The organism is uncultured Zoogloea sp. (assembly GCF_937894855.1).
In the GTDB taxonomy this organism is placed as follows: domain Bacteria; phylum Pseudomonadota; class Gammaproteobacteria; order Burkholderiales; family Rhodocyclaceae; genus Zoogloea; species Zoogloea oryzae.
On the sequence record NZ_CALAYQ010000152.1, the window covers coordinates 20590 to 46157 of the forward strand.

At 66.7% G+C, this 25568-nt stretch carries 29 protein-coding genes; 26 read left to right on the forward strand and 3 right to left on the reverse strand.

The genetic code is table 11. The features are described from left to right. Window positions 1-27: 27 nt before the first annotated feature. From Q0672_RS17115 to Q0672_RS17240, 26 genes are all read left to right on the forward strand, one after another. The gene (locus Q0672_RS17115) at window positions 28-348 is read left to right on the forward strand and encodes a hypothetical protein (protein WP_003050315.1); all 321 of its coding nucleotides are present in this window, start codon (window positions 28-30) and stop codon (window positions 346-348) included. Between the two features lie 89 nt (window positions 349-437). Next, on the forward strand, window positions 438-743 hold the full coding sequence (locus Q0672_RS17120) for a hypothetical protein (protein WP_013520771.1): 306 nt from the start codon (window positions 438-440) through the stop codon (window positions 741-743). A gap of 132 nt (window positions 744-875) precedes the next feature. Continuing rightward, a complete protein-coding gene (locus Q0672_RS17125) occupies window positions 876-3155 on the forward strand; it encodes a helicase-related protein (RefSeq protein ID WP_013520772.1) in 2280 nt (759 codons plus the stop codon). Window positions 3156-3292: 137 nt separating this feature from the next. Next, window positions 3293-3892, forward strand: a complete 600-nt coding sequence (locus tag Q0672_RS17130; protein WP_013520773.1) for a PilL N-terminal domain-containing protein — start codon at window positions 3293-3295, stop codon at window positions 3890-3892. Further along, on the forward strand, window positions 3889-4533 hold the full coding sequence (locus Q0672_RS17135) for a hypothetical protein (RefSeq protein ID WP_013520774.1): 645 nt from the start codon (window positions 3889-3891) through the stop codon (window positions 4531-4533). The genes Q0672_RS17130 and Q0672_RS17135 overlap by 4 nt, the downstream gene beginning before the upstream one ends. A gap of 14 nt (window positions 4534-4547) precedes the next feature. After that, on the forward strand, window positions 4548-5273 hold the full coding sequence (locus Q0672_RS17140) for a TIGR03759 family integrating conjugative element protein (protein WP_013520775.1): 726 nt from the start codon (window positions 4548-4550) through the stop codon (window positions 5271-5273). Continuing rightward, complete coding sequence (locus Q0672_RS17145) at window positions 5255-5857, forward strand: transglycosylase SLT domain-containing protein (protein WP_013520776.1); 603 nt, start codon at window positions 5255-5257, stop codon at window positions 5855-5857. Before Q0672_RS17140 ends, Q0672_RS17145 begins: the two co-directional genes overlap by 19 nt. Further along, on the forward strand, window positions 5854-6402 hold the full coding sequence (locus tag Q0672_RS17150) for an integrating conjugative element protein (protein WP_013520777.1): 549 nt from the start codon (window positions 5854-5856) through the stop codon (window positions 6400-6402). The genes Q0672_RS17145 and Q0672_RS17150 overlap by 4 nt, the downstream gene beginning before the upstream one ends. Before the next feature lie 4 nt (window positions 6403-6406). Then, a complete protein-coding gene (traD, locus tag Q0672_RS17155; protein ID WP_013520778.1) occupies window positions 6407-8599 on the forward strand; it encodes a type IV conjugative transfer system coupling protein TraD in 2193 nt (730 codons plus the stop codon). Then, window positions 8596-9357 (forward strand): TIGR03747 family integrating conjugative element membrane protein, encoded by a 762-nt coding sequence (locus tag Q0672_RS17160; RefSeq protein WP_013520779.1) that lies wholly within the window; start codon window positions 8596-8598, stop codon window positions 9355-9357. The genes traD and Q0672_RS17160 overlap by 4 nt, the downstream gene beginning before the upstream one ends. Window positions 9358-9455: 98 nt before the next feature. Continuing rightward, the gene (locus tag Q0672_RS17165; protein WP_013520780.1) at window positions 9456-9839 is read left to right on the forward strand and encodes an RAQPRD family integrative conjugative element protein; all 384 of its coding nucleotides are present in this window, start codon (window positions 9456-9458) and stop codon (window positions 9837-9839) included. Beyond that, window positions 9836-10069, forward strand: coding sequence for a TIGR03758 family integrating conjugative element protein (locus tag Q0672_RS17170; RefSeq protein WP_013520781.1), 234 nt, complete (start codon window positions 9836-9838; stop codon window positions 10067-10069). The genes Q0672_RS17165 and Q0672_RS17170 overlap by 4 nt, the downstream gene beginning before the upstream one ends. Before the next feature lie 16 nt (window positions 10070-10085). Next, window positions 10086-10445 carry a TIGR03745 family integrating conjugative element membrane protein gene (locus tag Q0672_RS17175; protein WP_013520782.1) on the forward strand — a complete coding sequence of 120 codons (360 nt, stop codon included), beginning with the start codon at window positions 10086-10088 and terminating at the stop codon, window positions 10443-10445. A gap of 11 nt (window positions 10446-10456) precedes the next feature. After that, window positions 10457-10867, forward strand: coding sequence for a TIGR03750 family conjugal transfer protein (locus tag Q0672_RS17180; protein WP_013520783.1), 411 nt, complete (start codon window positions 10457-10459; stop codon window positions 10865-10867). Continuing rightward, complete coding sequence (locus tag Q0672_RS17185) at window positions 10864-11556, forward strand: PFL_4703 family integrating conjugative element protein (RefSeq protein WP_013520784.1); 693 nt, start codon at window positions 10864-10866, stop codon at window positions 11554-11556. Before Q0672_RS17180 ends, Q0672_RS17185 begins: the two co-directional genes overlap by 4 nt. Beyond that, a complete protein-coding gene (locus Q0672_RS17190) occupies window positions 11553-12467 on the forward strand; it encodes a TIGR03749 family integrating conjugative element protein (RefSeq protein WP_013520785.1) in 915 nt (304 codons plus the stop codon). The genes Q0672_RS17185 and Q0672_RS17190 overlap by 4 nt, the downstream gene beginning before the upstream one ends. Then, window positions 12457-13875 (forward strand): TIGR03752 family integrating conjugative element protein, encoded by a 1419-nt coding sequence (locus Q0672_RS17195; protein WP_013520786.1) that lies wholly within the window; start codon window positions 12457-12459, stop codon window positions 13873-13875. Before Q0672_RS17190 ends, Q0672_RS17195 begins: the two co-directional genes overlap by 11 nt. Beyond that, window positions 13856-14305, forward strand: a complete 450-nt coding sequence (locus tag Q0672_RS17200) for a TIGR03751 family conjugal transfer lipoprotein (RefSeq protein WP_003050109.1) — start codon at window positions 13856-13858, stop codon at window positions 14303-14305. Before Q0672_RS17195 ends, Q0672_RS17200 begins: the two co-directional genes overlap by 20 nt. Then, entirely contained in the window at window positions 14305-17187 is a 2883-nt protein-coding gene (locus tag Q0672_RS17205) for a conjugative transfer ATPase (protein WP_003050106.1), read from the forward strand. The genes Q0672_RS17200 and Q0672_RS17205 overlap by 1 nt, the downstream gene beginning before the upstream one ends. A gap of 24 nt (window positions 17188-17211) precedes the next feature. Beyond that, window positions 17212-17976, forward strand: a complete 765-nt coding sequence (locus tag Q0672_RS17210) for a thioredoxin domain-containing protein (RefSeq protein ID WP_003050104.1) — start codon at window positions 17212-17214, stop codon at window positions 17974-17976. Between the two features lie 176 nt (window positions 17977-18152). Next, entirely contained in the window at window positions 18153-18647 is a 495-nt protein-coding gene (locus Q0672_RS17215) for a JAB domain-containing protein (RefSeq protein WP_003050103.1), read from the forward strand. 163 nt (window positions 18648-18810) lie between these two features. Next, window positions 18811-19257 carry a TIGR03757 family integrating conjugative element protein gene (locus Q0672_RS17220; protein ID WP_013520787.1) on the forward strand — a complete coding sequence of 149 codons (447 nt, stop codon included), beginning with the start codon at window positions 18811-18813 and terminating at the stop codon, window positions 19255-19257. Next, on the forward strand, window positions 19254-20201 hold the full coding sequence (locus Q0672_RS17225; RefSeq protein ID WP_003050097.1) for a TIGR03756 family integrating conjugative element protein: 948 nt from the start codon (window positions 19254-19256) through the stop codon (window positions 20199-20201). The genes Q0672_RS17220 and Q0672_RS17225 overlap by 4 nt, the downstream gene beginning before the upstream one ends. Window positions 20202-20211: 10 nt before the next feature. Further along, window positions 20212-21606: an integrating conjugative element protein gene (locus Q0672_RS17230; protein WP_003050095.1), complete on the forward strand. Its 1395-nt coding sequence runs from the start codon at window positions 20212-20214 to the stop codon at window positions 21604-21606. Further along, window positions 21603-21950 (forward strand): hypothetical protein, encoded by a 348-nt coding sequence (locus tag Q0672_RS17235; RefSeq protein ID WP_003050094.1) that lies wholly within the window; start codon window positions 21603-21605, stop codon window positions 21948-21950. Before Q0672_RS17230 ends, Q0672_RS17235 begins: the two co-directional genes overlap by 4 nt. A gap of 15 nt (window positions 21951-21965) precedes the next feature. Beyond that, window positions 21966-23489 (forward strand): conjugal transfer protein TraG N-terminal domain-containing protein, encoded by a 1524-nt coding sequence (locus tag Q0672_RS17240; RefSeq protein ID WP_003050092.1) that lies wholly within the window; start codon window positions 21966-21968, stop codon window positions 23487-23489. Window positions 23490-23495: 6 nt separating this feature from the next. Here Q0672_RS17240 and Q0672_RS17245 read toward each other — a convergent pair whose 3' ends face one another. From Q0672_RS17245 to Q0672_RS17255, 3 genes are all read right to left on the reverse strand, one after another. Further along, window positions 23496-23855, reverse strand: a complete 360-nt coding sequence (locus Q0672_RS17245) for a DUF3742 family protein (RefSeq protein WP_003050090.1) — start codon at window positions 23853-23855, stop codon at window positions 23496-23498. A gap of 84 nt (window positions 23856-23939) precedes the next feature. Further along, complete coding sequence (locus Q0672_RS17250) at window positions 23940-24572, reverse strand: RES family NAD+ phosphorylase (RefSeq protein ID WP_003050087.1); 633 nt, start codon at window positions 24570-24572, stop codon at window positions 23940-23942. Between the two features lie 12 nt (window positions 24573-24584). After that, on the reverse strand, window positions 24585-25211 hold the full coding sequence (locus Q0672_RS17255) for a hypothetical protein (RefSeq protein ID WP_003050085.1): 627 nt from the start codon (window positions 25209-25211) through the stop codon (window positions 24585-24587). Between the last annotated feature and the right edge of the window lie 357 nt (window positions 25212-25568).

Here is a 25568-nt window from a genome sequence, read left to right on the forward strand (position 1 = left end):
GCTGCACTTCATCGAAGGAGAAACACCATGTTCCCCAATCCGTTCAAGCGGCCCGCGCCGCACAAGCAACCCTTGTTCGCACCGGCCTCGTTGCAGTTGAGCGAGAAGGTGCATTGGCTGGCCCGCCGAGGTCTCATCGACCCCTTGTCCTATGTGCAGCGCCACGTGCGCGGCGACTGGGGCGAGATCGACGAGGCCACCCGCCAGGCCAACGATGTCGCACTCGATCAGGACAACCTGATGATCTCCCAGTACCGGATCACGCCGGAACTGGTGTTGATCGTGAAGACCAGCGAAGACCACCAGACCACGGTGGTCCAGCTTCCCGAAGAGCGCGACCTGATCTGAAGGCACCGCCTCGTCATCCCATCCACCTGACGGAGCCACTTCACTCCGCCAGGGGTGTCGTGGCTCAATAACCTTTCAAGGAGGAGCCCATGGCATCACATCGCATCGAAACCTACTGCCAGAGGCTGGCGTTCCCCATCGGGGCGCTTATCTTCAGCAGAGCCGTTGACCACCTGGTCCGCGCAGGTCGGCTCGACCCGATCCCGTACTTCAGGCGCCACACCCGTGGCGACTGGGGAGACGTCAACGTCCAGCAATGGCAGGCCAACAGCACCGCGCTTCAATCAGGTGCTTCGCTGGAGTCGCACTACGTGATCCACCCAGGGCTGGCCATTCGCATCGTTACCGACGCGCAGCGCAGCGCCACCGTCATCGTGTTGCCGTCCGAGGACTGAGCACGGTTCACCCGCAGGCCACCCAGGCCCGCACCTTCAACCTTCGGCCACGCGCCGATTCTCTTCCCACTCCGGGGCATGCCATTGCCCCGTTGGGGGTGGTGCATGCCCCATTTTCTTTGGAGCATCACCATGTCCCTCGATCTCGAAACCACTACCGCTGAAGCCACGCCCGTGCAGGGCGAACTGCTCGACGCGGAATCCAACCCTCTGACCCTGAGCCTTCAGGATTTCGTCGGCGAGTTCGGCGACGAACTGCTCGACGCCCTCAACAGCGCCAATCCGCCGGTCTATACCGGCCAACCGCAGGCGCACCGGCAAGTCATCGTCGCCAGCCTCAAGCGCAAGCTGTTCCCGGCCCAGGCCGAAGTCGTCCACGCTGCTGCCGAACTGCTGATCGACCGTGGCGAACGCGCCGCGATCGTCAACGGCGAGATGGGCTGCGGCAAGACGACCGTCGGCATCGCCACGGCCGCCGTCCTCAACGCCGAAGGCTACCGCCGCACCCTGGTGCTTTCGCCACCGCACCTTGTTTACAAGTGGCGGCGCGAGATCCAGGAGACGGTAGCGGGCGCCAAAGTGTGGGTGCTCAACGGGCCGGATACGCTCGTCAAGCTCATCAAGCTGCGTGAGCAGTTGGGTGTGCAGCCCACGGGTCAGGAGTTCTTCGTCCTGGGCCGCGTGAGGATGCGGATGGGCTTCCACTGGAAGCCCGTCTTCACCACGCGGCGCACCCGCCACGGCGACGTGGCAGCGTGCCCGGACTGCGGCACGGTCATCACCGACCTCGACGGCGAGCCGGTCAACCCGGTCGCGCTCGAAGCCGAGGAGTACCGCAGGAAGTGTGGCCATTGCGCTGCGCCCCTGTGGACGCTGATCCGCCCGAGAAGCCTGTCCGGCAGCGACCAATCCTCGGCCGTCCTCAAAGCCTTGAAGCGCATCCCGACCATCGGGGAAATCACCGCGCAGAAGCTCATGAAGCGCTTCGGTGATGGTTTCCTTGCCTCGATGTTGGGGGACAACGTGCATGAGTTCATCAACCTCATGGACGGCAACGGCGAGCTGGTGTTTTCCGACCGTCAGGCCACGCGCATGGAACGTGCGATGGCCAGCATGGAGTTTGGCTTCGGTGAGGGCGGCTACCAACCGTCCGAGTTTATCAAGAGATACCTTCCGCAAGGCACGTTCGACCTGCTCGTCGCCGACGAGGCCCATGAGTACAAGAACGGTGGCAGTGCCCAAGGCCAGGCCATGGGCGTGCTGGCGGCGAAGGCTCGCAAGACCTTGCTGCTGACCGGCACGCTGATGGGCGGCTATGGTGATGATCTCTTTCACCTGCTGTTCCGAGCCCTTCCGGGGCGGATGATCGAAGACGGCTACCGCCCGACCACGAGCGGCAGCATGACCTCGGCCGCGATGGCGTTCATGCGCGATCACGGGGTCTTGAAGGACATCTATTCCGAGAGCACCGGCACGGCGCACAAGACGGCCAAGGGCACCAAGGTATCGGTGCGCACGGTCAAGGCCCCGGGCTTCGGCCCCAAGGGCGTACTTCGTTGCATCCTGCCGTTCACGATCTTCCTCAAGCTCAAGGACATCGGCGGCAACGTCCTGCCGCCGTATGACGAGGAGTTCCGCGAAGTCGCGATGGACACGGCGCAAGCCGCGGCCTACCGCGATCTGGCGGGTCGGCTGACCGCGGAGCTGAAACAGGCTCTGGCGCGACGCGATACGACCTTGCTGGGTGTGGTCCTCAACGTGCTGCTGGCCTGGCCGGATTGCTGCTTCCGGTCGGAGACCGTGGTGCATCCGCGCACGCGCAACACCCTGGCGTTCGTCCCGGCTCAGTTCAACGAGTTCGAGATCAGCCCCAAGGAGCGTGAGCTGATCGACATCTGCAAAGAGGAGAAGGCGCAGGGGCGCAAGGTCCTCGCCTACACGGTCTATACCGGCACGCGCGACACCACGTCGCGCCTGAAGGTGCTGCTGGAGCAGGAAGGTTTTCGGGTGGCAGTGCTGCGCGCAAGCGTGGATGCCAGTCGTCGCGAGGACTGGATCGCCGAGCAACTGGACCGTGGCATCGACGTGCTCATCACCAATCCCGAATTGGTCAAGACGGGATTGGACCTGTTGGACTTCCCGACGATTGTGTTCATGCAGTCTGGCTACAACGTCTATAGCCTTCAACAGGCGGCACGCCGCTCCTGGCGCATCGGGCAGAAACAGCACGTGCGCGTGATCTACCTCGGCTACGCTGCCACTTCGCAGATGACCTGCCTGGAGCTGATGGCCAAGAAGATCATGGTTTCGCAGTCCACCTCGGGCGACGTGCCCGAATCGGGGCTCGATGTCCTGAACCAGGACGGCGATTCCGTCGAGGTCGCACTGGCCCGGCAGCTTGTCGCCGCATGACACGTTCCACTTACGGCCCTTCGGGGCCGTTTTTTTTCCGCTCCCGGTAAATCGGGCGCTGCGTGGTTCGCATTGTTTGCTGCCGTTCGTGGCCAGAGCGGCGATGGTGAGGGCTCGATGTTTCAGGACGCCGAGCTATGTGCCCCTCTCCACCCTGGTTTCACCATCCCGAACGCCGCCTGCTGGCGGGATTTCTCGGCCTGCTGTGGTCGGTGCTGGCCGGTGGCTGCGCGACGACGACTGCGCCGGTCGCGCTCGACACCATCGAGGAAGTCTCGGCCGCGCCCGAACCCGAAGCGCCCGAGTACATCCCGGTCGTGCGCTACGCCCGCTACACACTGGTCGAACTGGCACCCATGGCAGCGCAGCGCGACCTGCTGTTGCAGACCATCGACGTGTCCATGCCCGAGGATGCACGCGCCACGGTCGGGGATGGGCTGCGGCACGTACTCAAACGCAGCGGCTACGGCCTGTGCCAGACCGCGCATGCCGTGATCGAACTGTACGCGCTGCCGCTGCCGGCGGCGCACCTGCATCTCGGTCCCATGACCTTGCGCGATGCACTGCTCACCCTGGCTGGGCCGGCCTGGGAACTGCACGCGGATGACCGCGCCCGACAGATTTGCTTCGACCGGCCCGGCGACCGCGTGGCCGTCGAACCCACGCCCGAGCCGAGCGCCGCCGATGCAGTGCAGACCTTCCCGCTGATGCCTTCCATTCCAGGAGGCCAGCCATGAATGCTCCGCAACCTTCGCGGCGCCCGACCGCCGCCGTGGTGGTGCAAAGCCTGCTCTGGCTCTGGCTGATCGGCCTCAGCGTCATCGTGGCGCTCGGCTACCTGGCGATGCGCGACCAAACCGACCAGGACCGGCTGGATTCACGCCTGCAACGCCTGGAAGCGCAGGCGACTGGCCTGGCCGAGACGATCGAGGCTATCCAGCAGCGTCCTGCCGTCGCAACGGCCGCTGACCTCAAAGATACCCGCCAAATCCTGGAAGCGCGCGCCGCCCAGGTGGAGAAGTCGCTGAACGGCTATGCCGCCGCCGACGATCTTCAGGCACTGCGCGCGGAGATCGAGCAGATCAAGACACGCCAGACCGCCGCGCGTGCCGCAGCGCCCGTCCAAGCACGCGCACCAAGCAAGCCCGCCGCCTCCAAGGCCGAACCGCCGCCACTGCCGTTCCGCGTCGTCGGCGCCGAACTGCGCGCCGGCCAGCGCAGCGTGTCGGTCGCGCCGACAGCCGGGGACCTCACACCCGACCAGCTTCAGGTGCTGCTGCCCGGTGATGCGGTCGGCCCATGGCGTTTGCAGGCGGTCGAGGGCAACACCGCGGTGTTCCAGGCCGGCGACCAGACGCGCCGCGTGGCGATCCCCTGACCGGAGCACACCCCATGAAGCCGTCGATCCTCCTTTCCGTACTCGTGCTGGCGTCGGTGCAGTGGCCCGCCTGGGCGCAGCAACCCGCCACGGCACCCGCGCGCAATGCACAGAGCCAGGAGCGCCCGCTGGCCGCCCGCGTGCTGGACGACCGGACGGCCAGCGAATGGGGTCTGCAACGGCAGGAATGGGAACGCTACCGCGAGCTGATGGACGGGCCGCTGGGTATCTACTCGCCCAACCTGGACCCGCTTTCCGCCCTGGGCATCGAGGCACGCACCGACGAAGAGCGGCGGCGCTACGCAGAACTGCAGGTGCAGGTCGAAGCGCGCCGCGTCGAGAAGCTGCTCGCCTACCAGCGCGCCTACGACGAAGCCTGGCAGCGTCTGAATCCGGGCATGCAGCGCGTGAACCTGCCTGATGACAAGCCGGGCGCTGTCGCCACGCGCGGCAGCGGCCGCATGGCGGTGTTCGTCAAGGACGGCTGCGCCGCCTGCGGGCAGCTCGTGCAGCGCCTGCAATCCTCGGGCGCGGAGTTCGACCTGTACATGGTGGGCAGCCGCCAGGACGACGCGCGCATTCGGGACTGGGCCAAGCGCGCGCAGATCGACCCGGCGCGCGTGCGGGCCGGCAGCATCACGCTCAACCACGACAGTGGCCGTTGGTTGGCGCTCGGCCTGTCCGGTGACTTGCCCGCCGCCGTGCGCGAGGTGAACGGCCAATGGCAGCGCCAGCCGTAGCCGCCCGCGTATCGCAGTTCTTGCGCGCACTGGTGCTCGCCGCTGGCCTGTACACCTGCACGGGCCATGCCCAGGAGGTTCCGCCACCGGCCTACCAGCTTGCCGCCCAGCGCGCAGGCATCCCCTCGACGGTGCTCTACGCCGTGGCCTTGCAGGAGAGCGGCCTCCGGCGCAACGGGCGCATCGTCCCATGGCCGTGGTCCCTCAACGTCGCCGGCCAGTCCCGCCGCTTCGCCACGCGGGCCGATGCCTGCGCCGGCCTGCAGCAGGCGATGCGCGCCACGCCGCACACGCGCATCGACGCGGGCCTGGGCCAGATCAACCTCGGCTACCACAAGCACCGCTTCACCAGCGCGTGCGACCTGCTGGACCCGTACCGCAACCTCGCCATCGCCGCCGAGATCCTGAAGGAGCAGCACACCTCCGGCGAGGACTGGCTGCTGGCGATCGGCCGCTACCACCGTCCTGCGGGTGGCGAGCCCGCCGCCCGCTATCGGCGCAGCGTGTCCCGCCACCTTGCCCGCGTGCAGGGCGCACGCCCAACCGCCGCGGTCCTCGCCGCGCGCCAGGAGACCTCCCCATGACGAAACCCCATCCGGCCCATCTCGCATTCACGGTCCTGCTCGTGCTGCTGGCAGGCCTGCCGCTGGCCTCGCGTGCCGGCGAGCCGCTGATCGTGGTCGAGGACCATGGCGGCACGTCGGCGCTGCCGTACTACGAGGCCCTGAACCTCCAGCCGCGCGCCAACGCGCCGGCCCGGCCACCCATCCCGACGCCCCGGGTTCCCGCCACGCCAGCGGACGAAGCCGCGATGCTGCCGGTGCGCAGCACCAAGCTCACGCCCGGCACCGTCGCGCGGCGCGTGATCGAAGCGCCCGGCCTGCGGCCGTTCGCGGTCATCGGCGACGACGAGGCTTCCCGGGCCTGGTTGCAGCGGCGCGGCGCGGCTTTGCGCGAACGCGGCGCGGTCGGCCTGGTGGTCAACGTCGAGACCGTGCAGGGCCTGGCACGGCTGCGTACCCTGGCGCCGGGCGTGCCCCTCGCGCCCGTGGCCGGAGACGACCTGGCCGATCGCCTGGGCCTGCGGCACTACCCGGCGCTGATCACGGCCACCGGCATCGAGCAATGAAGCCATGTCGGGGAAACAGCCGGTCGAGGTTCTGCTACGTCCAGCGGTGGAGCTATACACCGTCGCGGCGTGTGCAGGCGCCGCGTTTCTGTGCCTGGTGGCCCCATGGTCGCTCGCGCTGAGCCCAGCGATGGGCGTCGGCAGCGCGCTGGCGTTCGGCGCCTACGGCGCAATCCGCTATCGCGATGCCCGCGTCATCCTGCGCTACCGGCGCAACATCCGCCGCCTGCCGCGGTACGTGATGACGAGCAAGGACGTGCCGGTCAGCCAGCAGCGGCTGTTCGTGGGGCGCGGGTTCCTCTGGGAGCAGAAGCACACCCATAGGCTGATGCAGACGTACCGGCCGGAGTTTCGCCGGTACGTGGAGCCGACGCCGGCCTACCGGCTGGCGAGGCGCCTGGAGGAACGGCTGGAGTTCGCGCCGTTCCCGCTGTCCCGGCTGCCCGCGCTCACGGGCTGGGACGTGCCCATGAATCCGGTGCGCCCGCTGCCGCCGGTCGGCGGCCTGCCGCGGCTGCATGGCATCGAACCCGACGAGGTGGATGTCAGCCTGCCGCTGGGCGAGCGCGTCGGGCATTCGCTGGTGCTGGGCACCACGCGCGTGGGCAAGACGCGGCTCGCCGAGTTGTTCGTCACCCAGGACATCCGCCGCAAGAACGCCGCGGGCGAGCACGAGGTCGTGATCGTCATCGACCCCAAGGGGGATGCCGATCTCTTGAAGCGGATGTACGTCGAGGCCCAGCGCGCGGGCCGCGAAGGCGAGTTCTACATCTTCCACCTGGGCTGGCCGGAAATCAGCGCCCGCTACAACGCCGTGGGCCGCTTCGGCCGGATCTCGGAAGTGGCGACGCGCATCGCGGGGCAGCTCTCCGGCGAAGGCAACAGTGCCGCTTTCAGGGAGTTCGCGTGGCGGTTCGTCAACATCATCGCGCGCGCCTTGGTGGAACTGGGGCAGCGCCCGGACTACATGCTGATCCAGCGCCACGTCATCAACATCGACGCGCTGTTCATCGAGTACGCCCAGCACTATTTCGCCAAGACGGAGCCCAAGGCCTGGGAGGTGATCGTCCAGATCGAGGCCAAGCTCAACGAGAAGAACATCCCCAGGAACATGATCGGGCGCGAGAAGCGCGTCGTGGCGCTGGAGCAGTACCTCTCCCAGGCGCGCAACTACGACCCGGTGCTCGACGGCTTGCGCAGTGCCGTCCGCTACGACAAGACCTATTTCGACAAGATCGTCGCATCGCTGCTGCCGCTGCTGGAGAAGCTCACGAGCGGCAAGATCGCCCAGCTTCTGGCACCGAACTACTCCGACCTGGCCGACCCACGTCCGATCTTCGATTGGATGCAGGTCATCCGAAAGCGCGCCATCGTCTATGTGGGCCTGGATGCGCTCTCCGACGCCGAGGTCGCCGCCGCAGTCGGCAACTCGATGTTCAGCGATCTCGTGTCGGTCGCCGGCCACATCTACAAGCACGGGATCGACGACGGCCTGCCGGGTGCATCGGCCGGCGCGCGCGTGCCGATCAATGTCCATGCGGACGAATTCAATGAACTCATGGGTGACGAATTCGTGCCGCTGATCAACAAGGGCGGTGGTGCCGGGCTACAGGTTACCGCGTACACGCAGACCCTCTCGGACATCGAGGCCCGCATCGGCAACCGGGCCAAGGCCGGCCAGGTGATCGGAAATTTCAACAACCTGTTCATGCTCAGGGTCAGGGAGACCGCCACGGCCGAACTGCTGACCCGGCAGTTGCCGAAGGTCGAGGTCTATACGACCACCATCGTCTCGGGCGCCACCGACAGCTCGGACATCCGTGGGGCGACGGATTTCACGTCGAACACGCAGGACCGGATCAGCAGCACCAGCGTACCGATGATCGAGCCGTCGCATGTCGTCGGCCTGCCCAAAGGCCAATGCTTCGCGCTGCTGCAGGGCGGCCAGCTTTGGAAGGTGCGCATGCCGCTGCCGGCGCCGGACCCGGACGAAGTGATGCCGGCGGACTTGCAGCAACTCGCGGGGTACATGCGCCGGAGCTACAGCGAGGCCACGCAGTGGTGGGAGTTCACCAGTTCCCCGGCCTTGCAGGATGCGTCCTTGCCCGACGATCTGCTGGATGACGCCGCTCCGGCCGAGCCTGGCGCGGTGGTCACCGGCGCCGAGGACAGCGCAGGCAACGAGGCATCGCCATGAAGGATGCCGCCTCAACCGCGCAACGGGAGCAGAACCAGCGCCAGGGCCTGATCGTCGGCACCATCACCTTGCCGTTCCGGCTGCTCGGGGTGCTGATCGGCTCGCTGCTGTTCTCGATCGTGGTGGAGTGCGTCGGCATGCACTTGTTCTGGAAGGATCAAGGCTGGCGGCATTCCCAGCAGATGCTGCAGTACGAGCTGGGGCACCTGTCGAACCACTTCACGCGCAGCGTGGTCGTGCAGGAGCCAGGGCGTACAGCACACCAACTGGTGGATACCGGCTACGAATGGGTGTTCGTGCGCTCAGGCTTGCTGGAGCGCACGAGCCAGACCGCAGAGCGCGCCCGTGCGCCCAGCCAGGGCAAGAGCCAGGACGGCGTGCGCAACTTCCGCTACTACATCAGCCAGGTCTATGTCTGGGCCGAGAGCTACCTGATCGCCGCAGCCTTCACGACGCTCACGTTCCTGGTGCGCCTGCTGGTCCTGGTGCTCACGCTACCGCTGATCCTTACCGCGGCCTTCGTCGGCTTGATCGACGGGCTGGTGCGGCGCGACGTGCGCCGGTTCGGCGCGGGCCGCGAATCGGGCTTCATCTACCACCGTGCGAAAGCCTCGTTGATGCCGCTAGCCGTGCTGCCGTGGGTCACCTACCTCGCGCTGCCGATTTCGGTGCATCCGCTGGTGATTCTGCTGCCCAGCGCGGCCTTGCTGGGACTCGCGGTGAGCCTGACCGCGGGCAGCTTCAAAAAGTACCTCTAAGCCATCAATCCGGTCATCCGCAGGTTCCTATTGTTTGCGGCCTAAAACAGCCCTGATCTCCACGATCAACCCATTGCTGATCACACAGGAATGGCGCGATGGTGGCTTCGATCTGGCTGCGCGCCGCGCATCGCGGCGTGCCCAATTTTCTCGTGACGGCCCTCGTGCTGGGGCAGTCCCCGATGGCGTTGGCCGAGTCCCCGGCGCAGCGCCAGGAACTGATCGCCGCGCTGCGCCAGCTCGACGCGCTGGAGCGCACCGTCGCGGACAGCGCCGCGCATACCCCCATCACGCCGGGCGAGCGCTACCACTTCGACTACCCGAGGCTGTTGGCTGACCTGGCGCGCGTGCGCGCTGGCATCCGAGCCCATCTCACACCGTCGCGCGCCCAGCCGCGCGACCCCTCCGAACTGGCCGGCGACTACCGCACCGAGCGGGCGTCCGAGCCGCTGCCGGCGACGACTGCGGAGGGCAAGCCATGAACGGCGCACAGGTCTCGGCATTTCAAGCCAACAGCGGCATCGCGCCTTCCGCGATGGCGACCGTCCTGGTCGGCGTCGTGTTCGCGGTCCTGCTCGTGTGGGGCGTCTGGGCCATCCGAACGGCCTACGTGGGGTGGTCCGAGAGCCGCCTCAACCAGCGCCAGTTCCTCGGTGTCTGCATCCGCTTCGTCGCGATGTACCTCGTCCTGACCTTCTTCCTCCTCTCCTGACCTGAAAGGCCTGACCATGCCAAACCGCATCCTCACTTCCCGTCTCGCCCAGCGGGCCGCCGTGGCCCTGGGCGCCACCGCGCTGCCGGCGCTGTCGTTCGCGCAAGGTCTGCCGCAGTTGGAGAACCCGACGCGCGGCACCGGCAACGGCATCATGGAGACGATCCGCAACTACGGCTACGACATCATCATGCTTGTGGCCCTGCTGGTGGTGGCGTCGATGTTTATCGGCGTCTGCTACCACGCCTACGGCACCTACGCGGAGATCCACACCGGCCGCAAGACGTGGGGCCAGTTCGGCCTCACGGTCGCCATCGGCGCCGTGCTGCTCGTGATCGGCATCTGGCTGCTCACCGAAGCCACCGGCATCCTGTAAGTGAGGTCGGTATGTCCGAGCAGCAGCACGTCCGTGCGGACGGGACCGTGACGTTCCTTCCGCATCGGCTCAACCGCCACCCCGTTGTCGTGCGCGGCCTCACCGCCGACGAGCTGTGGATCTGCTGCGGCTTGTCCGGCGCCGCCGGCCTGCTGGTCGGCGCGCCGTTGTCCTGGATGTTCCGCACGATCGCGCTGGCGCCGACGTTCGTTGTGCTGGGCGTGGCGCTGGGCGTGTTCATCGGCGGCGGCATCCTGCGGCGCCTGAAGCGCGGGCGCCCCGACACCTGGCTGTACCGGCAACTGCAATGGCGCATCGCCACGCGCCATCCGCTGATGGCGGGCTGGGTGGGCGGCCATGTGCTGATCTCGCGCTCCGGCTTCTGGACCACCCGCAGGTCTGCTTCAAGGGGTGCGCGATGAGCCGCTTCAAGAACGAGATCGCTCACCTGCAGGCGCACATCAAGACGCTTCGCCTGGGTGCCGGCGCGCTGGTCATCGTCGCCCTCGTGATGGGCGGCGGCTGGTGGAGCGCGCCACGCGATCTGACCATCCATGTCCCGCCCGACCTGCGCTCCGGCAGCACCCGGAAATGGTGGGAGGTGCCGCCCGAATCGGTCTATGCGTTCACGTTCTACGTGTTCCAGACCCTCAACCGTTGGCCCACGAATGGCGAGGAGGACTATGCCCGCAACCTCCACACGCTCTCGCCGTACCTCACGCCGTCCTGCCAGGCCTTCCTGCGCGCGGACTACGACTACCGCCGCAGCACGGGCGAGCTGCGCCAGCGCGTGCGCGGCATCTACGAAATCCCCGGCCGCGGCTACGGCGACGACCCTACGGCGCGCGTGCGCACGGTCTCCGATCGCGACTGGGTGGTGACGCTGGACATCACGGCGGACGAGTACTACGGCGCGGAGCAGGTAAAGCGCGCCCTGGTGCGCTACCCGGTGAAAGTCACCAAGGTGGACATCGACCCCGCACGCAACCCCTTCGGCCTGGCGCTCGACTGCTACGACGGCACGCCCCAGCGCATCAGCACCCCGGAACCGACGCGCCCGGCATCCGGCGGTCTGTCTCCGCACGCGCCTCAAGGAGGAAATACCCCATGAAGCACCCTGTACTCATGCTGCTGGGGCTGCTGGCCGTGGCTGCGTTCCCCGCCGCTCAGGCGGTGGAGATCCTGCGCTGGGAACGCATGCCGTTGGCGGTGCCGCTGAAGGTCGGCCAGGAGCGGATCGTGTTCATCGACCGCAACGTCCGCGTCGGAGTGCCTGCGGGCGTGGGCGAACGCCTGCGCGTACAGAGCGCAGGCGGCGCGGTGTACCTGCGCGCCAGCGAGCCAATCGAGCCCACGCGGCTGCAATTGCAGGACGCCGACACCGGCGCGCTGATCCTGCTGGACATTGCGGCCGAGGCGCCCAAGGACGGCGAAGCCGAACTGGAGCCGGTGCGCATCGTCGAGGACAGCAGCACTCCGGCTCGCTATGGCGATCAGTCCAACGGTGCCGAGGCCCCGGCGCGCGCCCAGGACCAGTCGGGTGCGCGGCCGGCGCGGCGCGAAACCCCCATCCCCGTGGTGCTGACCCGCTTCGCCGCGCAGAGCCTTTACGCGCCGCTGCGCACCGTGGAGCCACTGCCGGGCGTCATGCGCATCAACCTGCGCCGCGACATGGACCTCGGCACGCTGATGCCGACATTGCCCGTGCGCGCACTCGCGCTCGCGTCGTGGCGTCTGGAAGACCAATGGGTGACGGCCGTGCGCCTGACCAATACCAGCGCCGGCTGGGTCACGCTTGATCCGCGTGTGCTGCAGGGCGATTTCCTGACGGCGACCTTCCAGCATGAGGCGCTCGGGCCGCACGGCGTGCCCGAGGACACGACCGTCCTGTACCTGGTGACGCGCGGGCACGGCTTGGCGCAGTCGCTGCTGCCGGCCATTCACCGCTTCGACCCAGCCGTGCATCTGCCGCAGCCAGAAGCCGAAGCCACCGAACGCAAGGAGGCCGATCATGCGCAGTAACGGACTCCTGAAGTGGCTGATGATCCCCGTCGCCATCCTGGTGCTGTTCGTCGGCATCCGCCTGTTCTCGGGTGGAAGCACGTCGGCGCCGCCCGCTAGCGATGCCGGCGCCCAGCTCACGCCAGAAGAAATGAAGGCGTTGGGCATCGAAGGCGATACCCCGCGCGACACCGTGGCCACGCTCGTCGCCCAAGTGAAGCAGTTGCGCACCGAGCTTCAGACGGCGCTCTCGGACAACAAGTCCCAGCGCGAAGAGAACCAGCGCCTGCGTCAGCGCGAGAACTCGATCGACCAGCGCATCAACTCTGCGCTGGAGTCCGAGCGCTCCAACCTGCGGCGCGACCAGGAGCAGGCGGCCAGCACGCGCCAGCAGACCGAAGGGCTACTCGCCGACCTACAGCGGCGCCTGGACAGCATTGGTGGGCGCGGTGGCAGCCATGCCGATCTGCCCGTGGGCCTGGGGCTGCAGGGGGGCGACGAGGCCGGGATGGAAGGCGGCATGCGCTGGGTTGAACCGGATGACGCGAAGCCTGCCGAGGGACGCAACAGGGGGCGCGGCACGGCTGGCGGCATGAGCTTCCCGACGAGCTTCGGCCCCGAGCAGAGCACGTTGCAAACCACGGCGGAAACCGTGGCGAACGCCGGGGCACGCGCCGCGGGCGTCAAGACCGCAAAGCCCGTCTATACCGTCCCCACGAACTCCACGCTCATGGGCTCGGTGGCGATGACAGCGCTGATCGGGCGTGTGCCGATCGACGGCACCGTCAACGACCCGTACCCCTTCAAGGTGCTGGTGGGGCCGGACAACCTCACGGCGAACGGCATCGACATTCCCGATGTGGCCGGCGCCGTGTTCAGCGGCACCGCCTCGGGCGACTGGACGCTTTCTTGCGTGCGCGGCCAGGTGCGCAGCATCACGTTCGTCTTCAACGACGGCACGATTCGCACGATCCCCGAAGACCGCGAAGGAAACCAGCAGAACAACCAGCAGCGCGATGGCTTGGGCTGGATCAGCGATCCCCACGGCATTCCTTGCGTCAGCGGCGAGCGGCGCAGCAACGCCCAGCAGTACCTCGGCTCGCAGGCCCTGATCACCGCGGCCGGTGCCGGCGTGGCCTCGCTCATCGAGAGCGACAGCGGCCGCATGTCCTATGTCGGCTCGGACGGCTCCATCGGCACCGTGGGCATCAGCGGCCAGGAGGCGGTCGGCCAGATTCTGGCGGGCGGCGTGCGGGACATGTCGGCCTGGGTCAACAAGCTCTACGGCCAAGCGTTCGCCGCCGTCTATGTCCAGCCCGGCGCGAAGGTCGCCGTCCACCTCGAAAAGCCGCTCGCCATCGACTTCGATCCCGAAGGCCGCAAGGTCGATCACCGCACAGGAGAAAGCCATGCTCTCGAACTTGAATAGCTTGGCCCGTGGCCTGGCGCTGGTCCTCGCCGTCGCGGCGCTCGCCGGCTGCGCCACCAGCAAGGAAAAGCTGCTGACCCACGGTGACCGCACGATGATGGACATCTGGCAGCAGGAGGCCGGGGACGGCGGTGGCGCAGCCGGACGGAACGCCGGCGGCCAACTGCTCGATGCGCGCCAGAGCCTGCGTCGGCCGCTGACCGACGCCGATATGCAGGCCGCACCTGCCGAGCAGATGCGCTACACGCGCACCGCGCGCAACGAGGTCCATCGCCAGTTCCAGCGCCTGCCCAATCCCGATCTCGTGATGTACGTGTACCCGCACCTGGCCGGCACCGATCCCGTGCCGGTGCCCGGCTACACGACCGTCTTCCCGCTGTACCAGCGCATTCAGTACGCGATGCCGGGTGAGCGCGTGGAGGACTACTGATGCGCTGGAAACTTCCCTGGCCTAAGCCGGCCGCGCTGAAGCTGGCCGCATCCGGCGCTGGTGATGACGAGCAGCCGGACGGCTGGCAGCGCCACATTGAGGCCTTGCGCCAAGCCGGCATCCCCGAACCCGGCTCGGCAGTCCGGGGCCGCAAACCGGCGACGGAGGCCGACGAGCAGGCGCTGTACGAGGTCGCACCGTCCTTCGTGGAACTGCTGCCCTGGGTCGAGTTCTTGCCCGAGTCAAGGTCCATGTTGCTGGAGGACGGCCAATCGGTGGCGGCCTTCTTCGAGCTGGTGCCGCTGGGGACCGAGGGCCGGGAACCGGGCTGGCTTGCCCACGCCCGCGACGCCTTGGAGAACGCGCTGCAGGACAGCTTCGATGAGCTGGACGAGAACCCCTGGGTGCTCCAGCTCTATGCCCAGGACGAGCCGAGTTTCGACCAGTACATGCAGACCCTGCGTGACTACGTGCAGCCACGTGCCCGCGGGACAGCGTTCACCGAGTTCTACCTGCGCTTCTTCGGCCACCATCTGCGTGCGGTGGCCAAGCCCGGCGGCCTGTTCGAGGACACGGTGGTCACGCGGCTGCGCTGGCGCGGGCAGACGCGGCGCGTGCGCATGGTGGTCTATCGACGTGCCACCGGGCAGGCAAGCCGCCGCGGCCAGACGCCCGAGCAGATGCTGAACATCGTCTGCGACCGCCTGTGTGGCGGGCTGGCGAACGCCGGCATCCAGGCACGGCGCATGGTCGCAGCCGACGTCCACGACTGGCTGCTGCGGTGGCTCAATCCGCGCCCCGCGATGCTCGGGCCCAGTACAGAGGACCGGGAGCGCTTCTACGCACTGGCGCGCTACCCGGACGAGACTGAGGCCGGCGAGATCGAACTGGCGAGCGGGCGGGATTTCAGCCAGCGGCTGTTCTTCGGCCAGCCACGCTCCGACGTGGAGCACGGCACCTGGTACTTCGACGGCATGCCGCACCGTGTGCTGATCACCGACCGGCTGCGCATGCCGCCCGGCACGGGACATCTAACCGGCGAGACCCGCAAGGGCGATGCGATCAACACGCTGTTCGACCAGATGCCGGAAGACACCTTGCTTTGTCTCACGATGGTTGCCACGCCCCAGGATGTCCTGGAATCGGATCTGAACCACCTGGCGAAGAAGGCCGTGGGCGAGACGCTGGCGTCGGAGCAGACGCTCAAGGACGTGCATGAAGCCCGCTCGCTGATCGGCAGCGCGCACAAGCTCTACCGGGGCACGCTGGCGTTCTACCTGCGCGGGCGCGACGAGGCGGAACTGGATCGGCGCGGCCTGGACCTGGCGAACGTGATGCTCAACGCTGGTTTGCAGCCGGTGCGAGAGGATGATGAGGTGGCGCCGCTCAACAGCTACCTGCGCTGGCTGCCGTGCTGCTACAACCCCGGCAAGGATCGGCGCCGGTGGTACACGCAACTGATGTTCGCCCAGCACGCGGCAAACCTGTCGCCGGTGTGGGGCCGTGCCCAGGGTACGGGGCATCCAGGCATCACGATGTTCAACCGCGGCGGCGGGCCGATCACCTTCGATCCGCTCAATCGCCTGGACCGGCAGATGAACGCCCACCTGTTCCTGTTCGGCCCGACGGGTTCCGGCAAATCGGCCACGCTCAACAATCTGCTGAACCAGGTCACGGCCATTTATCGGCCGCGCCTCTTCATCGTGGAAGCCGGCAATAGCTTCGGCTTGTTCAGCGACTTCGCCAGGCGCCTGGGCCTGACCGTGAATCGGGTCAAGCTGGCCCCCGGATCGGGCATCAGCCTAGCGCCGTTCGCCGACGCGCGCCGGCTGATCGAAACGCCCAGCGATGTGCAAACGCTCGATGCCGATGCGCTGGACGAAGACCTGCCACCCGATGCCTCAGCCATGGAGGCGGACGAACAGCGCGACGTGCTGGGCGAACTGGAGATCACGGCGCGGCTGATGATCACTGGCGGCGAGGACAAGGAGGAAGCCAGGATGACGCGCGCCGACCGCTCGCTGATCCGCCAGTGCATCCTCGACGCCGCCGAGCACTGCGTGGCCGAGAAGCGCACGGTGCTCACGCGCGACGTGCGCAATGCGCTGCGCACCCGCGGCCAGGACCCGACGTTGCCCGAGATGCGGCGCGTGCGGCTGCTGGAGATGGCGGACGCGATGGACATGTTCTGCCAAGGCACGGACGGCGAGATGTTCGACCGCGACGGCACGCCGTGGCCCGAGGCCGACATCACGCTGGTGGATCTCGCGACCTATGCCCGTGAGGGCTACAACGCGCAGCTCTCGATCGCGTACATCAGCCTCATCAGCACGGTGAACAACATCGCGGAGCGTGACCAGTATCTCGGCCGCCCGATCATCAACGTGACCGACGAAGGCCACATCATCACGAAGAACCCGCTGCTCGCGCCGTATGTCGTGAAAATTACAAAAATGTGGCGCAAGTTGGGCGCCTGGTTCTGGCTGGCGACGCAAAACATCGACGATCTGCCGCGCGCCGCAGAGCCCATGCTCAACATGATCGAGTGGTGGATCTGCCTGTCGATGCCGCCGGACGAGGTGGAGAAGATCGCACGATTCCGCGAACTCTCGCCGGCGCAGAAGGCGCTGATGCTTTCGGCACGCAAGGAAGCGGGCAAGTTCACCGAGGGCGTCATCCTCTCCAAGAGCATGGAGGTGCTCTTCCGCGCCGTGCCGCCGAGCCTGTATCTCGCGCTCGCGCAGACCGAACCCGAAGAGAAGGCCGAGCGCTACCAGCTCATGCAGCAGCACGGCGTCAGCGAGTTGGATGCCGCCTTCAAGGTGGCCGAGAAGATCGACCGGGCACGCGGCATCGAGTCGCCGGCCCTGGCCCTGCCCTGAATCTGCCGTGCACCGGAGAACGCCATGGAACAGAAACGCTCATCCATTCCGATGCAGGTCCAGGCGTTCCGCCGTCGGCGCTGGCGGGCCCGCTGGCCATGGGCGTTAGGCGCAGTGCTGGTTGCGCTGCTGCTGATCTGGCTCGTGTCCCGTTCGCCAGGCGAGTCCACGCCCCAAACCTCGGCGCCTGTCAGCGAGACGCAGGTGGCCGGGCCTCCTTGGCAGATGGGCAACCCGGCAGGTCGTTTCACGCTGACGCTCTACGCGGACCTCGAATGCCCGTTCTGCCGGTCCTATTTCCCTGTCCTCAAGCGTTGGGTAGCCGGCAATGCGGACGTGGCCTTGCAATGGCACCACCTGCCGTTGGCCGCGCATGAGCCGGCCGCGTCCGCCGAAGCGCGCTTGGTGGAATGCGCGGGCGAAGCCGGCGGCCATCCCGCCTTCTGGCAGGCTGTCGAGTGGGTCTATGTCCACACACACAGCGACGGCCAGGGCTTGCCCGAAGACCTGCGCCACCCCGCCCTGACGCCAGCCATCGAACAGTGCATTGCGAGCGAGCGGCCCGACGCGGCGATTCGTACCCAAACTGCGGAAGCCACGAACAGCGGCGTGACCGCCACGCCGTCGCTGCGGCTGCACGATCGCGAAACCGGCAAGGCGATCCTGCTGCAGGGCCCGATCGAGGGCGATGCCTTGCTGTCGGCCATGGACATGCTCGCGGCCGGCGATCCCGCCGCCACACCCACATCGGAAATGCCTGCCGACGTCGTCGGCGACATGCCCAGGTAGCCCCGGTCTTCAAGGCTACGGCGCAGTCCGCTGCGCTGACCACAACCCCGTTCGCCTCGCATCCTGGCCGCGAACGATCACCGCTGCCGCGGTGATGGATGCACCTTGTTCGTTCCCCAGGAGGGCTTGCCCTCCCAGGGCGAGTGCCCTCCGATCTCACCGTCTGGAGGTTCGCCATGTCTTTCGCCGTCAATGACTCCTGCCTGGAGTCGCTTTCCGCCATCGCTGCCCAACACGAGGACTGGATCATCCAGCAAGCCATCGTGCTGCTGGAGAGACGGGTCTTCAAAGCTGGACCGTGCCTCAGCCAACCGGCCGCTGTACGGGACTACCTGCGTCTGAAACTGGTCGCTGAGCCCAATGAGATATTCGCCGCTGTGTTCCTGGACAGCCTGCACCAGGTGCTGGCCTACGAGCCGCTGTTCAGGGGCACGATCAACGCGACTTCGGTCTATCCGCGTGTCGTCGTGCAGCGTGTGCTGGAGTTGAATGCCGCCGCGGTGGTCTTCGCCCACCAGCATCCTTCGGGCGTCTCCGAGCCGTCCAGCGCGGATCGCATGCTGACCCAGCAACTGCAAGCCGCGCTGGCGCTCATCGATGTGCGGGTACTGGACCACATCATCGTCGGCCAGGGTGCCCCGTTCTCCTTTGCGGAATCCGGCCTGCTGTAGCAATGGCACCGGCTCCTTGATCCACGCGGAGGCTTCGGCCTCCGCTTTTCATTGGCGCAAGACAAGCAGGTATGCGGGCAGTCCGCGATGCGCATTGTTTGTTGGGGCCGCATGGCGTTCGGCGTTTGACTATGGCCCTTGACAACTCTTGGGGGCGCTCGACATGCCAGCATCTTCATCCAGGTTCGCATCGGGCTGGCGAACCCTTGGCCTGGCCGTTGCGCTGCCGGCTTCCCTGGCCGTGTTCAGCCCGGCCAGCTTCGCCGCCGATGTGGTGATCATCACCGACAGCCGTCACCCGGTCAGGACCATGGGTGGCGAGCAGCTGATCGAGCTGGATGAAGCGCCCCGGATCGAAGCGGAGCTTTCTGCGGCGCTGCCCGCCGATCCCGGACAGGCAACAGCCATCGTGAAGCGCCGGCTGAGCCAGGGGGGCGCTGACCTCCAGCGTCGCATCGCCACCGCATACCAGGGCGTTGCCGACGCATGGAGCCTGGGCATCACCACCATTCCGGCTGTCGTGGTGGATCAGCGCTACGTGGTCTATGGCGAGCCTGACGTGGCCCGCGCCATCGCGCGCATCGAACAGCACCGGAGGGCCGAACCGTGATCCGCTCATTCGACCTTCTGCGCCGCATGCGGGCTGCCGTCACCTCCGTGCTGCTGCTCAGCGCCACGGGCAGCTACGCCCTGAACACGGCGACCATCGTGGGTTCAGTGGCTTCGCCCGATTGCCTGGAGTACCGGGTGGTGGGTATCTGCTACTGGCTCTACTGCACCTGGACCGGCTGCACGGTGCGCACGTCCGTCAAGGTCAGGCACTACATCCCCGATGCGGTGGTTTCGTCCTACTCGAACACCGGCGAGAACCCCTGGGTCGAAGTGCGCGCCATGAGCACGCCCAACCCTTCGGCCCAGGCCGGCGGGGACGGCACCACCAATGAAGATCACGAAAACAATCTCGCGAAGTTCAAGAACGCGGACGTCATCGGCCACCCCGGCGTCGAGGTGTTCAACCAGTTCGTCTCGTCCTCGGGCTATTTCTGCGAGGGCGCAGGCACGGCCTTCATGCCGTACCTGCTCAGTACGCTGGACACGCCGGCCTGGCGCTACAACGTACCGGAGATGGTGTACCCGGAGGCATTGATCCCGGGCATGCGCGAGGTCGGCGCGCGCTCGACCCTGAACCTCTGGGGCAACGTCTATCCGCGCGGCGGCTTCCTGCACCAGACGGACGACCACAAGGCCGGTGCCGTGGTGGCCCAACGGGCCGGCGATGTGGTCACGCGCCGCGGGCAGATCCACGTCTATCAGCCGCTGCTCGCCAACTCCCGCGATGGCTACTGGCCGGCCGGCGCGCTGATGGAGGGCGATGCCTCGACCGGCAAGTGGCAGGAACTCACGCCCGTCCTGTCCTCGTCCTGCACGGTCTTCCCGCGCAACGGCTTCCTGACACAGGCCCAACAAGGCGACTACGCCTGGGCGTTGTGGCGGCCCTATGCGTGCTGCGAACGCCGGGGCCAGGTGTTCCTCGGCAGCGTCGATTTCTATTGAGGGTACGGCGATGAAGCGTCCTGAACTGATGAACCCATCCGCCAAGGTTCGCCGCCCGCTGCGCCCCACGGCGCTAGCCGGCGCGCTCGCCCTGGTCTGTGGCCTCGCGTGGGCGCAGGCCGGCTTCCAGACCAGCGGCCCCGTCATCGGCGATGAGGTCATGTACTCGATCGGCGGTGGCAGTGCGGTGTCCATGGGCCGCGCCGCTGGCATGCGTTCGATCGGGGTCGGCCTGGGTTGGAACAGCAACCTCATCTGCGGCGACATGAGCATCCAGACCACGCTGCGCAATCAGCTCAATGGGATCACGAATGGGTTCCAGCAGATCATGAGCAACGTGATCCAGAGCGCGACCAGTGCCGTGGCATCGCTGCCGGCGCTGATCATCCAGCGTGCCGATCCGGGGCTGTACAACCTGCTGACCAATGGTGTGCTGCAGGCGAGGCTGGATTTCGACCGCTCCAAGCTGACGTGTCGCGCGATGGCCGAGAAGATGGCCGAGACGGCGGGCGGCCAGCTCGGATGGAGCCAGATGGCGGAAGGCATGGCGCTGCGCGATGCGGTGTCGAGCACGGATGCCGTATCGGCGATCGAGCAGGCCGAGACGCGCCGCGGCAACGACGGCGTGCCCTGGGTGGGCGGCAGCAATGCCGGCGGCGCGGGCCAGTCGGCCATCCGGGTGGTCGGTGACGTGACGCGGGCGGGCTACAACCTGGTCAACGGGCGCAGCGTGACTGACACGTCCTCCATCGCGCCCGCCAGTTGCGCGAGCCTGTCCTGCCAGACCTGGACGTCGCCGCAGCAGGCGACCGAATGGGCGACGCGGGTTCTCGGGGAACAGGTACAGCGCACGTGTGATTCCTGCACCAAGACCGAGACCGTGCCTGGCGTCGGGCTGACGCCGCTGATCCAGGAGGAGTACGAGACCAAGCTGGAGGCCTTGCAGGAACTGGTCTCTGGGACGCGCAACACGACGTTCGAGAACCTGCATGCAGCCGGCAGCACCTCGCTGCCCATTACACGCGGCGTCATCGAGGCGCTGCGCGACGAGCCAGACCAAGACCTGCTGGCGCGACGTCTCGCGTCCGAGGTCGCGTTGTCGTCCGTGCTGGAGAAGGCATTGCTGCTCCAGCGGACCCTGCTGACCGGCAAGAAGGAACCCAACGTGGCGGCCAACCAGTTGGCGGTCGAGGCCGTGAACCACGAGAGCGACACGCTCGATCAGGAGATCCGCAACCTCAAGACCGAACTTGAACTGCGGCGCGAACTGGCGAACAACTCGCCCATGGCCATCATCCAGCGCCACGGGACGCGCGCGGCCGGCTCGCGCGGCATCTACGAAGGCGACCCGGTGCCCGACCGCCTCGATCGGTTGCAGCGGGGCAACCCGGGAGGCACGCCATGAACGCGGCCTGGCTGCGCCCGCGCTGGCTTTTCAGCCGGCGCGCGGCAAAGGCGCTGCTCCTGGCGGTGGTCATCATCGCCGCGGCCGTGGGCGCCAATCTCGTCGGCATCTACCTCGTCGGCAGCGTTGCCGGCTGGGAGCGGTGGCTGGCTGCCAGCGCGGGCTACTTCCTGGTGTGGCGGCTGTGCCTGTACGGCGCGACGGTCTATGGCTGGGTCTGGATGCGCCGCCGGCTGCTGGCCCGCGAGGAAGACGCGCAAGCGCGGCGACGCCTGGTGCGCAGCGAGATCGCCGGCGTCGTCGCCATCGTGGCGCTGGAAGCCAGCCTGCTGATGCAGAGCTGAAGAGGGAGCCGCGCCATGACGCTTTTTACGACCGACTACCTGGAGTACTACCTGACGCTGGTGTCCTGGATCGTCAACAACGGCATCTGGGCGGTGCTGGTGTCGAGCGGAGTATTCGCGCTGCCGTTCGTCGCCATCATCGTGCAGGAGTGGTTGAAGGCCCGTGCGGAAGGTGCCGACGAAGGCAACAAGGGCGTGCTCTCGGCTGCGCGCATCGAGAACCGGGTCTTCGTCGCCATCGTGGTGGTGATGTTCGCTGGCATCCCGTTCATCGACGTGGACCTCAACACCATCCAGTACGACAGCTCGCGCTCGGCCCAGTGCCAGGTCAGCGTGCCGCAGCCCACGGATACCGGCTGGTCGCAGTCCTTCAGCACCATCAACAACCAGTCGGCGAAGGTGCCGGTCTGGTGGGCTTTCATGCACGCGCTCTCGCGCGCCGTCACGAGCGCCTCGGTGGCGGCGATCCCATGCGGCACGGACCTGCGGCAGATGCGCATGGAGATCGACGCGACCCGCATTGACGACCCGGTACTGGCTCAGGAAGTAGCGGATTTCTCGCGGGATTGCTATGGGCCTGCGCGGGCCAAATTGTTCATGCAGCGCCCTCAGCTTGATGAGCAGCAGATGCACGACGTGACCTGGATAGGGTCGAGGTTTTTCACGGACACGGGCGGCTACTACGACACCTACCGCTCAAGCACGCCGCGCGACGACTGGCCCTACGACAGCACCCGCGATGCGGGGCTTGCACAGGTGGGCAGCGGTGGCGGCTACCCGACCTGCAGGCAGTGGTGGGCCGATGGCGGCAATGGCCTGCGGGCACGCCTGCTGGGACAGGTGGACCCGAACCTGTTGAATCGCCTGGCAGGCTGGGCCGGGTTCCTGAGCAGGGCCGAGGTGGACGACTCGGTGATCCGCGCCATCGCGTCACCGCGGCAACAGAAATTGAACCAGGGTAGCGTCTATACGGACTATGGCGGCCAGATCGACAAGACCTTGCCGAACATCGTGACGCGGGCCACGGGAGACGTTGGGATGGCCGTCGGCGCGATTGCCGCGTTTCCCGCCATGGACGTCGTGAGACAGTCTCTGCCCATGGTCCTCGCCTTGCTCAAGATGGCGCTGGTCATCTGCATCCCGCTTGTGCTGGTCGTAGGCACCTACGATCTGAAGACGGTCGTTACCGTCAGCGTCGTGCAGTTCGCGCTCTTCTTCACGGACTTCTGGTTTCAGCTTGCGCGCTGGATCGATTCGACGATCCTGGATGCGCTCTATGGCTGGGGGTTCGGCTGGAATCGGCCGCACACCAACTTCGACCCGCTGGTGGGGCTGAACAACGCCTTCGGAGACATGCTCCTGATGTTTGTCACGGGCACGATGTTCATCGTACTGCCTACGTTCTGGATCATGGCCTTGGCTTGGGCGGGCGTTCGTGCCGGCAACGTGTTGCAAGGCCTCGCAGGAGCCACCGGAGATGCCAAGGCTGCTGGCGGAAGGGGAGGAAGCATTGCGATCAATGCAGTGTCGAAGAAGTGATCGCTGCTAGTCGTCCTCGACATGAGGATCAATGCGGAAACCGTCGTAGGTGTATAGGCCGAATCCTGCTGGTCCGTTTCGCCACTCTGGCTCGGGCAACTCCTCGCCCAAGTCGGTGTTGCGGGCCATCCAGGCAACCACCATGACGCACACCATCACCAGGGCCAGCCAGAAGGTGGTGTACAGCAGCACCCCGAGCGCAGCCAGCTTAACCATCCACACGAGCGCGGTGGCTCCAGCCGTCGGCATGCCCTTGGAAACCAACCAGTTCGACGCCCGCCGTTCACAGCGCGCGTAGGCACGCCATCCGCGGCCAAAGGCGCGGCCGAGGCGTTCTGCGGTGCTGGTGCGAGTCGTGGTGTTCATGGTCGTCTCCTACTGCTGAGGGATGCCTATTTCAGTTTGGTCCATTTCATTCTGTTTAGGGCTTCAATGTGTTCTCTTGCTGCTTCAGGACGCTTCGTCATCCGGTTCCAACGGGCCAGGGTCGGGCTCCACGCCGATGCGGTATGTAGCAACGAAACGCGGCCAGTCCACATGGTCAACGAGATCGATGTCCTCGATGACACTGACCTTCGCGCTGGCACGCTCGAACAGCGCGATGCTCTTGGCGGGATAGTTGTTGCGCGACGGATAGAGCACCCCGTCGAACAGCACCTGGCCGTCATCTCCAAGCATCGCATGCACCTGGGCCGACACCTGCTGCGTGTGCGTGTAGTCGCGGCTGGCCAACTGCTCCAGGTTCAGGCCGAAGTAGCCCGCCATGACGCCCGGCGCCGTGAGGTCGGCCAGAAGCACGTCGTCCATCACGCCCACTGCGCGCACCATCCGGCTCTGGACTTCTTTCAGCGCGATCGAGCGCTTCGTGTCCGCAAGCCACTGGTGCTTATGAAACACCGACTCCATCAGCGCCGTGGGCAGGTCGCGCCCCAGGTAGAGCACCCCGTAGGCCTGGGCCGGGTCATCGTAGCGATTGGTGCTGCTGCGGCCATAGTACAGCGGGCTGCCCCGATAGACGACGCGGCTCACATGCTGGAGCAGCTCACCGGCATCGATCAGGAACGAAGGCAGCTCGTGGCTCATGGCGATCTCGCTTCAATGCACCTGAACGCCCAGCACGTTGAACACGGCCTCGGCCACGTCGTCGATCGTGCCATGCGTCACCGCATCCACTGGCGAGCGGCCGCCCAAGCCTTCGAGCGGTTCGGACAGTGCGCGGTAGATCGTCCAAGGGTCGATGCCCTCGACCTCCTGAAGCACGGTTTGGGTCAACTGCTGCTTCACCGGGTCGAGCTGCCAGTCGGGCAGTTTCTGGCCTCGCGGCCCCACGTTCAGCGCCAGCAGCCGACGGGCGAGGATGTCCTTGTAGATCTGCTGGCGCGACTTGTCCGCCAGCTTGGCGTACTCCGCGGGCGGCAGGTTGTGCGGCTGGTTGAAGGTTTCCAGCAGCACGGCGCGGCCTCGCTGGACGTCGGTTTCAGTCGGCGCCCAGCGCGTCTCAGCGCGCAGCGCAGCCGTCTTACGCTTCAAGGCGTGCTCCACCGTTTCACCTTCGAGGTTGGCTGGCAGCTTTACCGCCTCCACGCGCTCGTGAATGAACGCCTGCAACTCGGCCGCGAAAGCCGGCGCATCCCGGATTTCGACGGTATCCGCGAAGCGGCGCACATCCTCCACGGTGACACGCGGCAGACGGTCGGCAATGAATTCAATGGCGGTGGGCATGGTCATCTCCCAGGTAGGTTTGAGACAGGACTTACTCTAGTCGCCTTTGTCGCATTTGTCAACTTTGACGCCTAGAGAGCAACCTACCTGGCGAAAACAGCGTCTCCGCAGCATAGGCCGAGGCCAGCGGCTGGTCGCCGCGCAATCCATTCGTGCGGGTTCCACATTGACGCTGGAACCGCAACCCAGGCCCCGCTATACCGAAACGGTTAAAGGCCAAAGGGCCGAAACGGCAAGGGAATGGGGTGCAAGGGGAAAGGCCCTACCTCGAAAAGGCAAAAAGGCCTCCCGGTCGGCCCGCCACAGGACACCCGCATGCTCTCCCTGTTCCAGCGAAAACGGCCCCCGGTCGCCGGC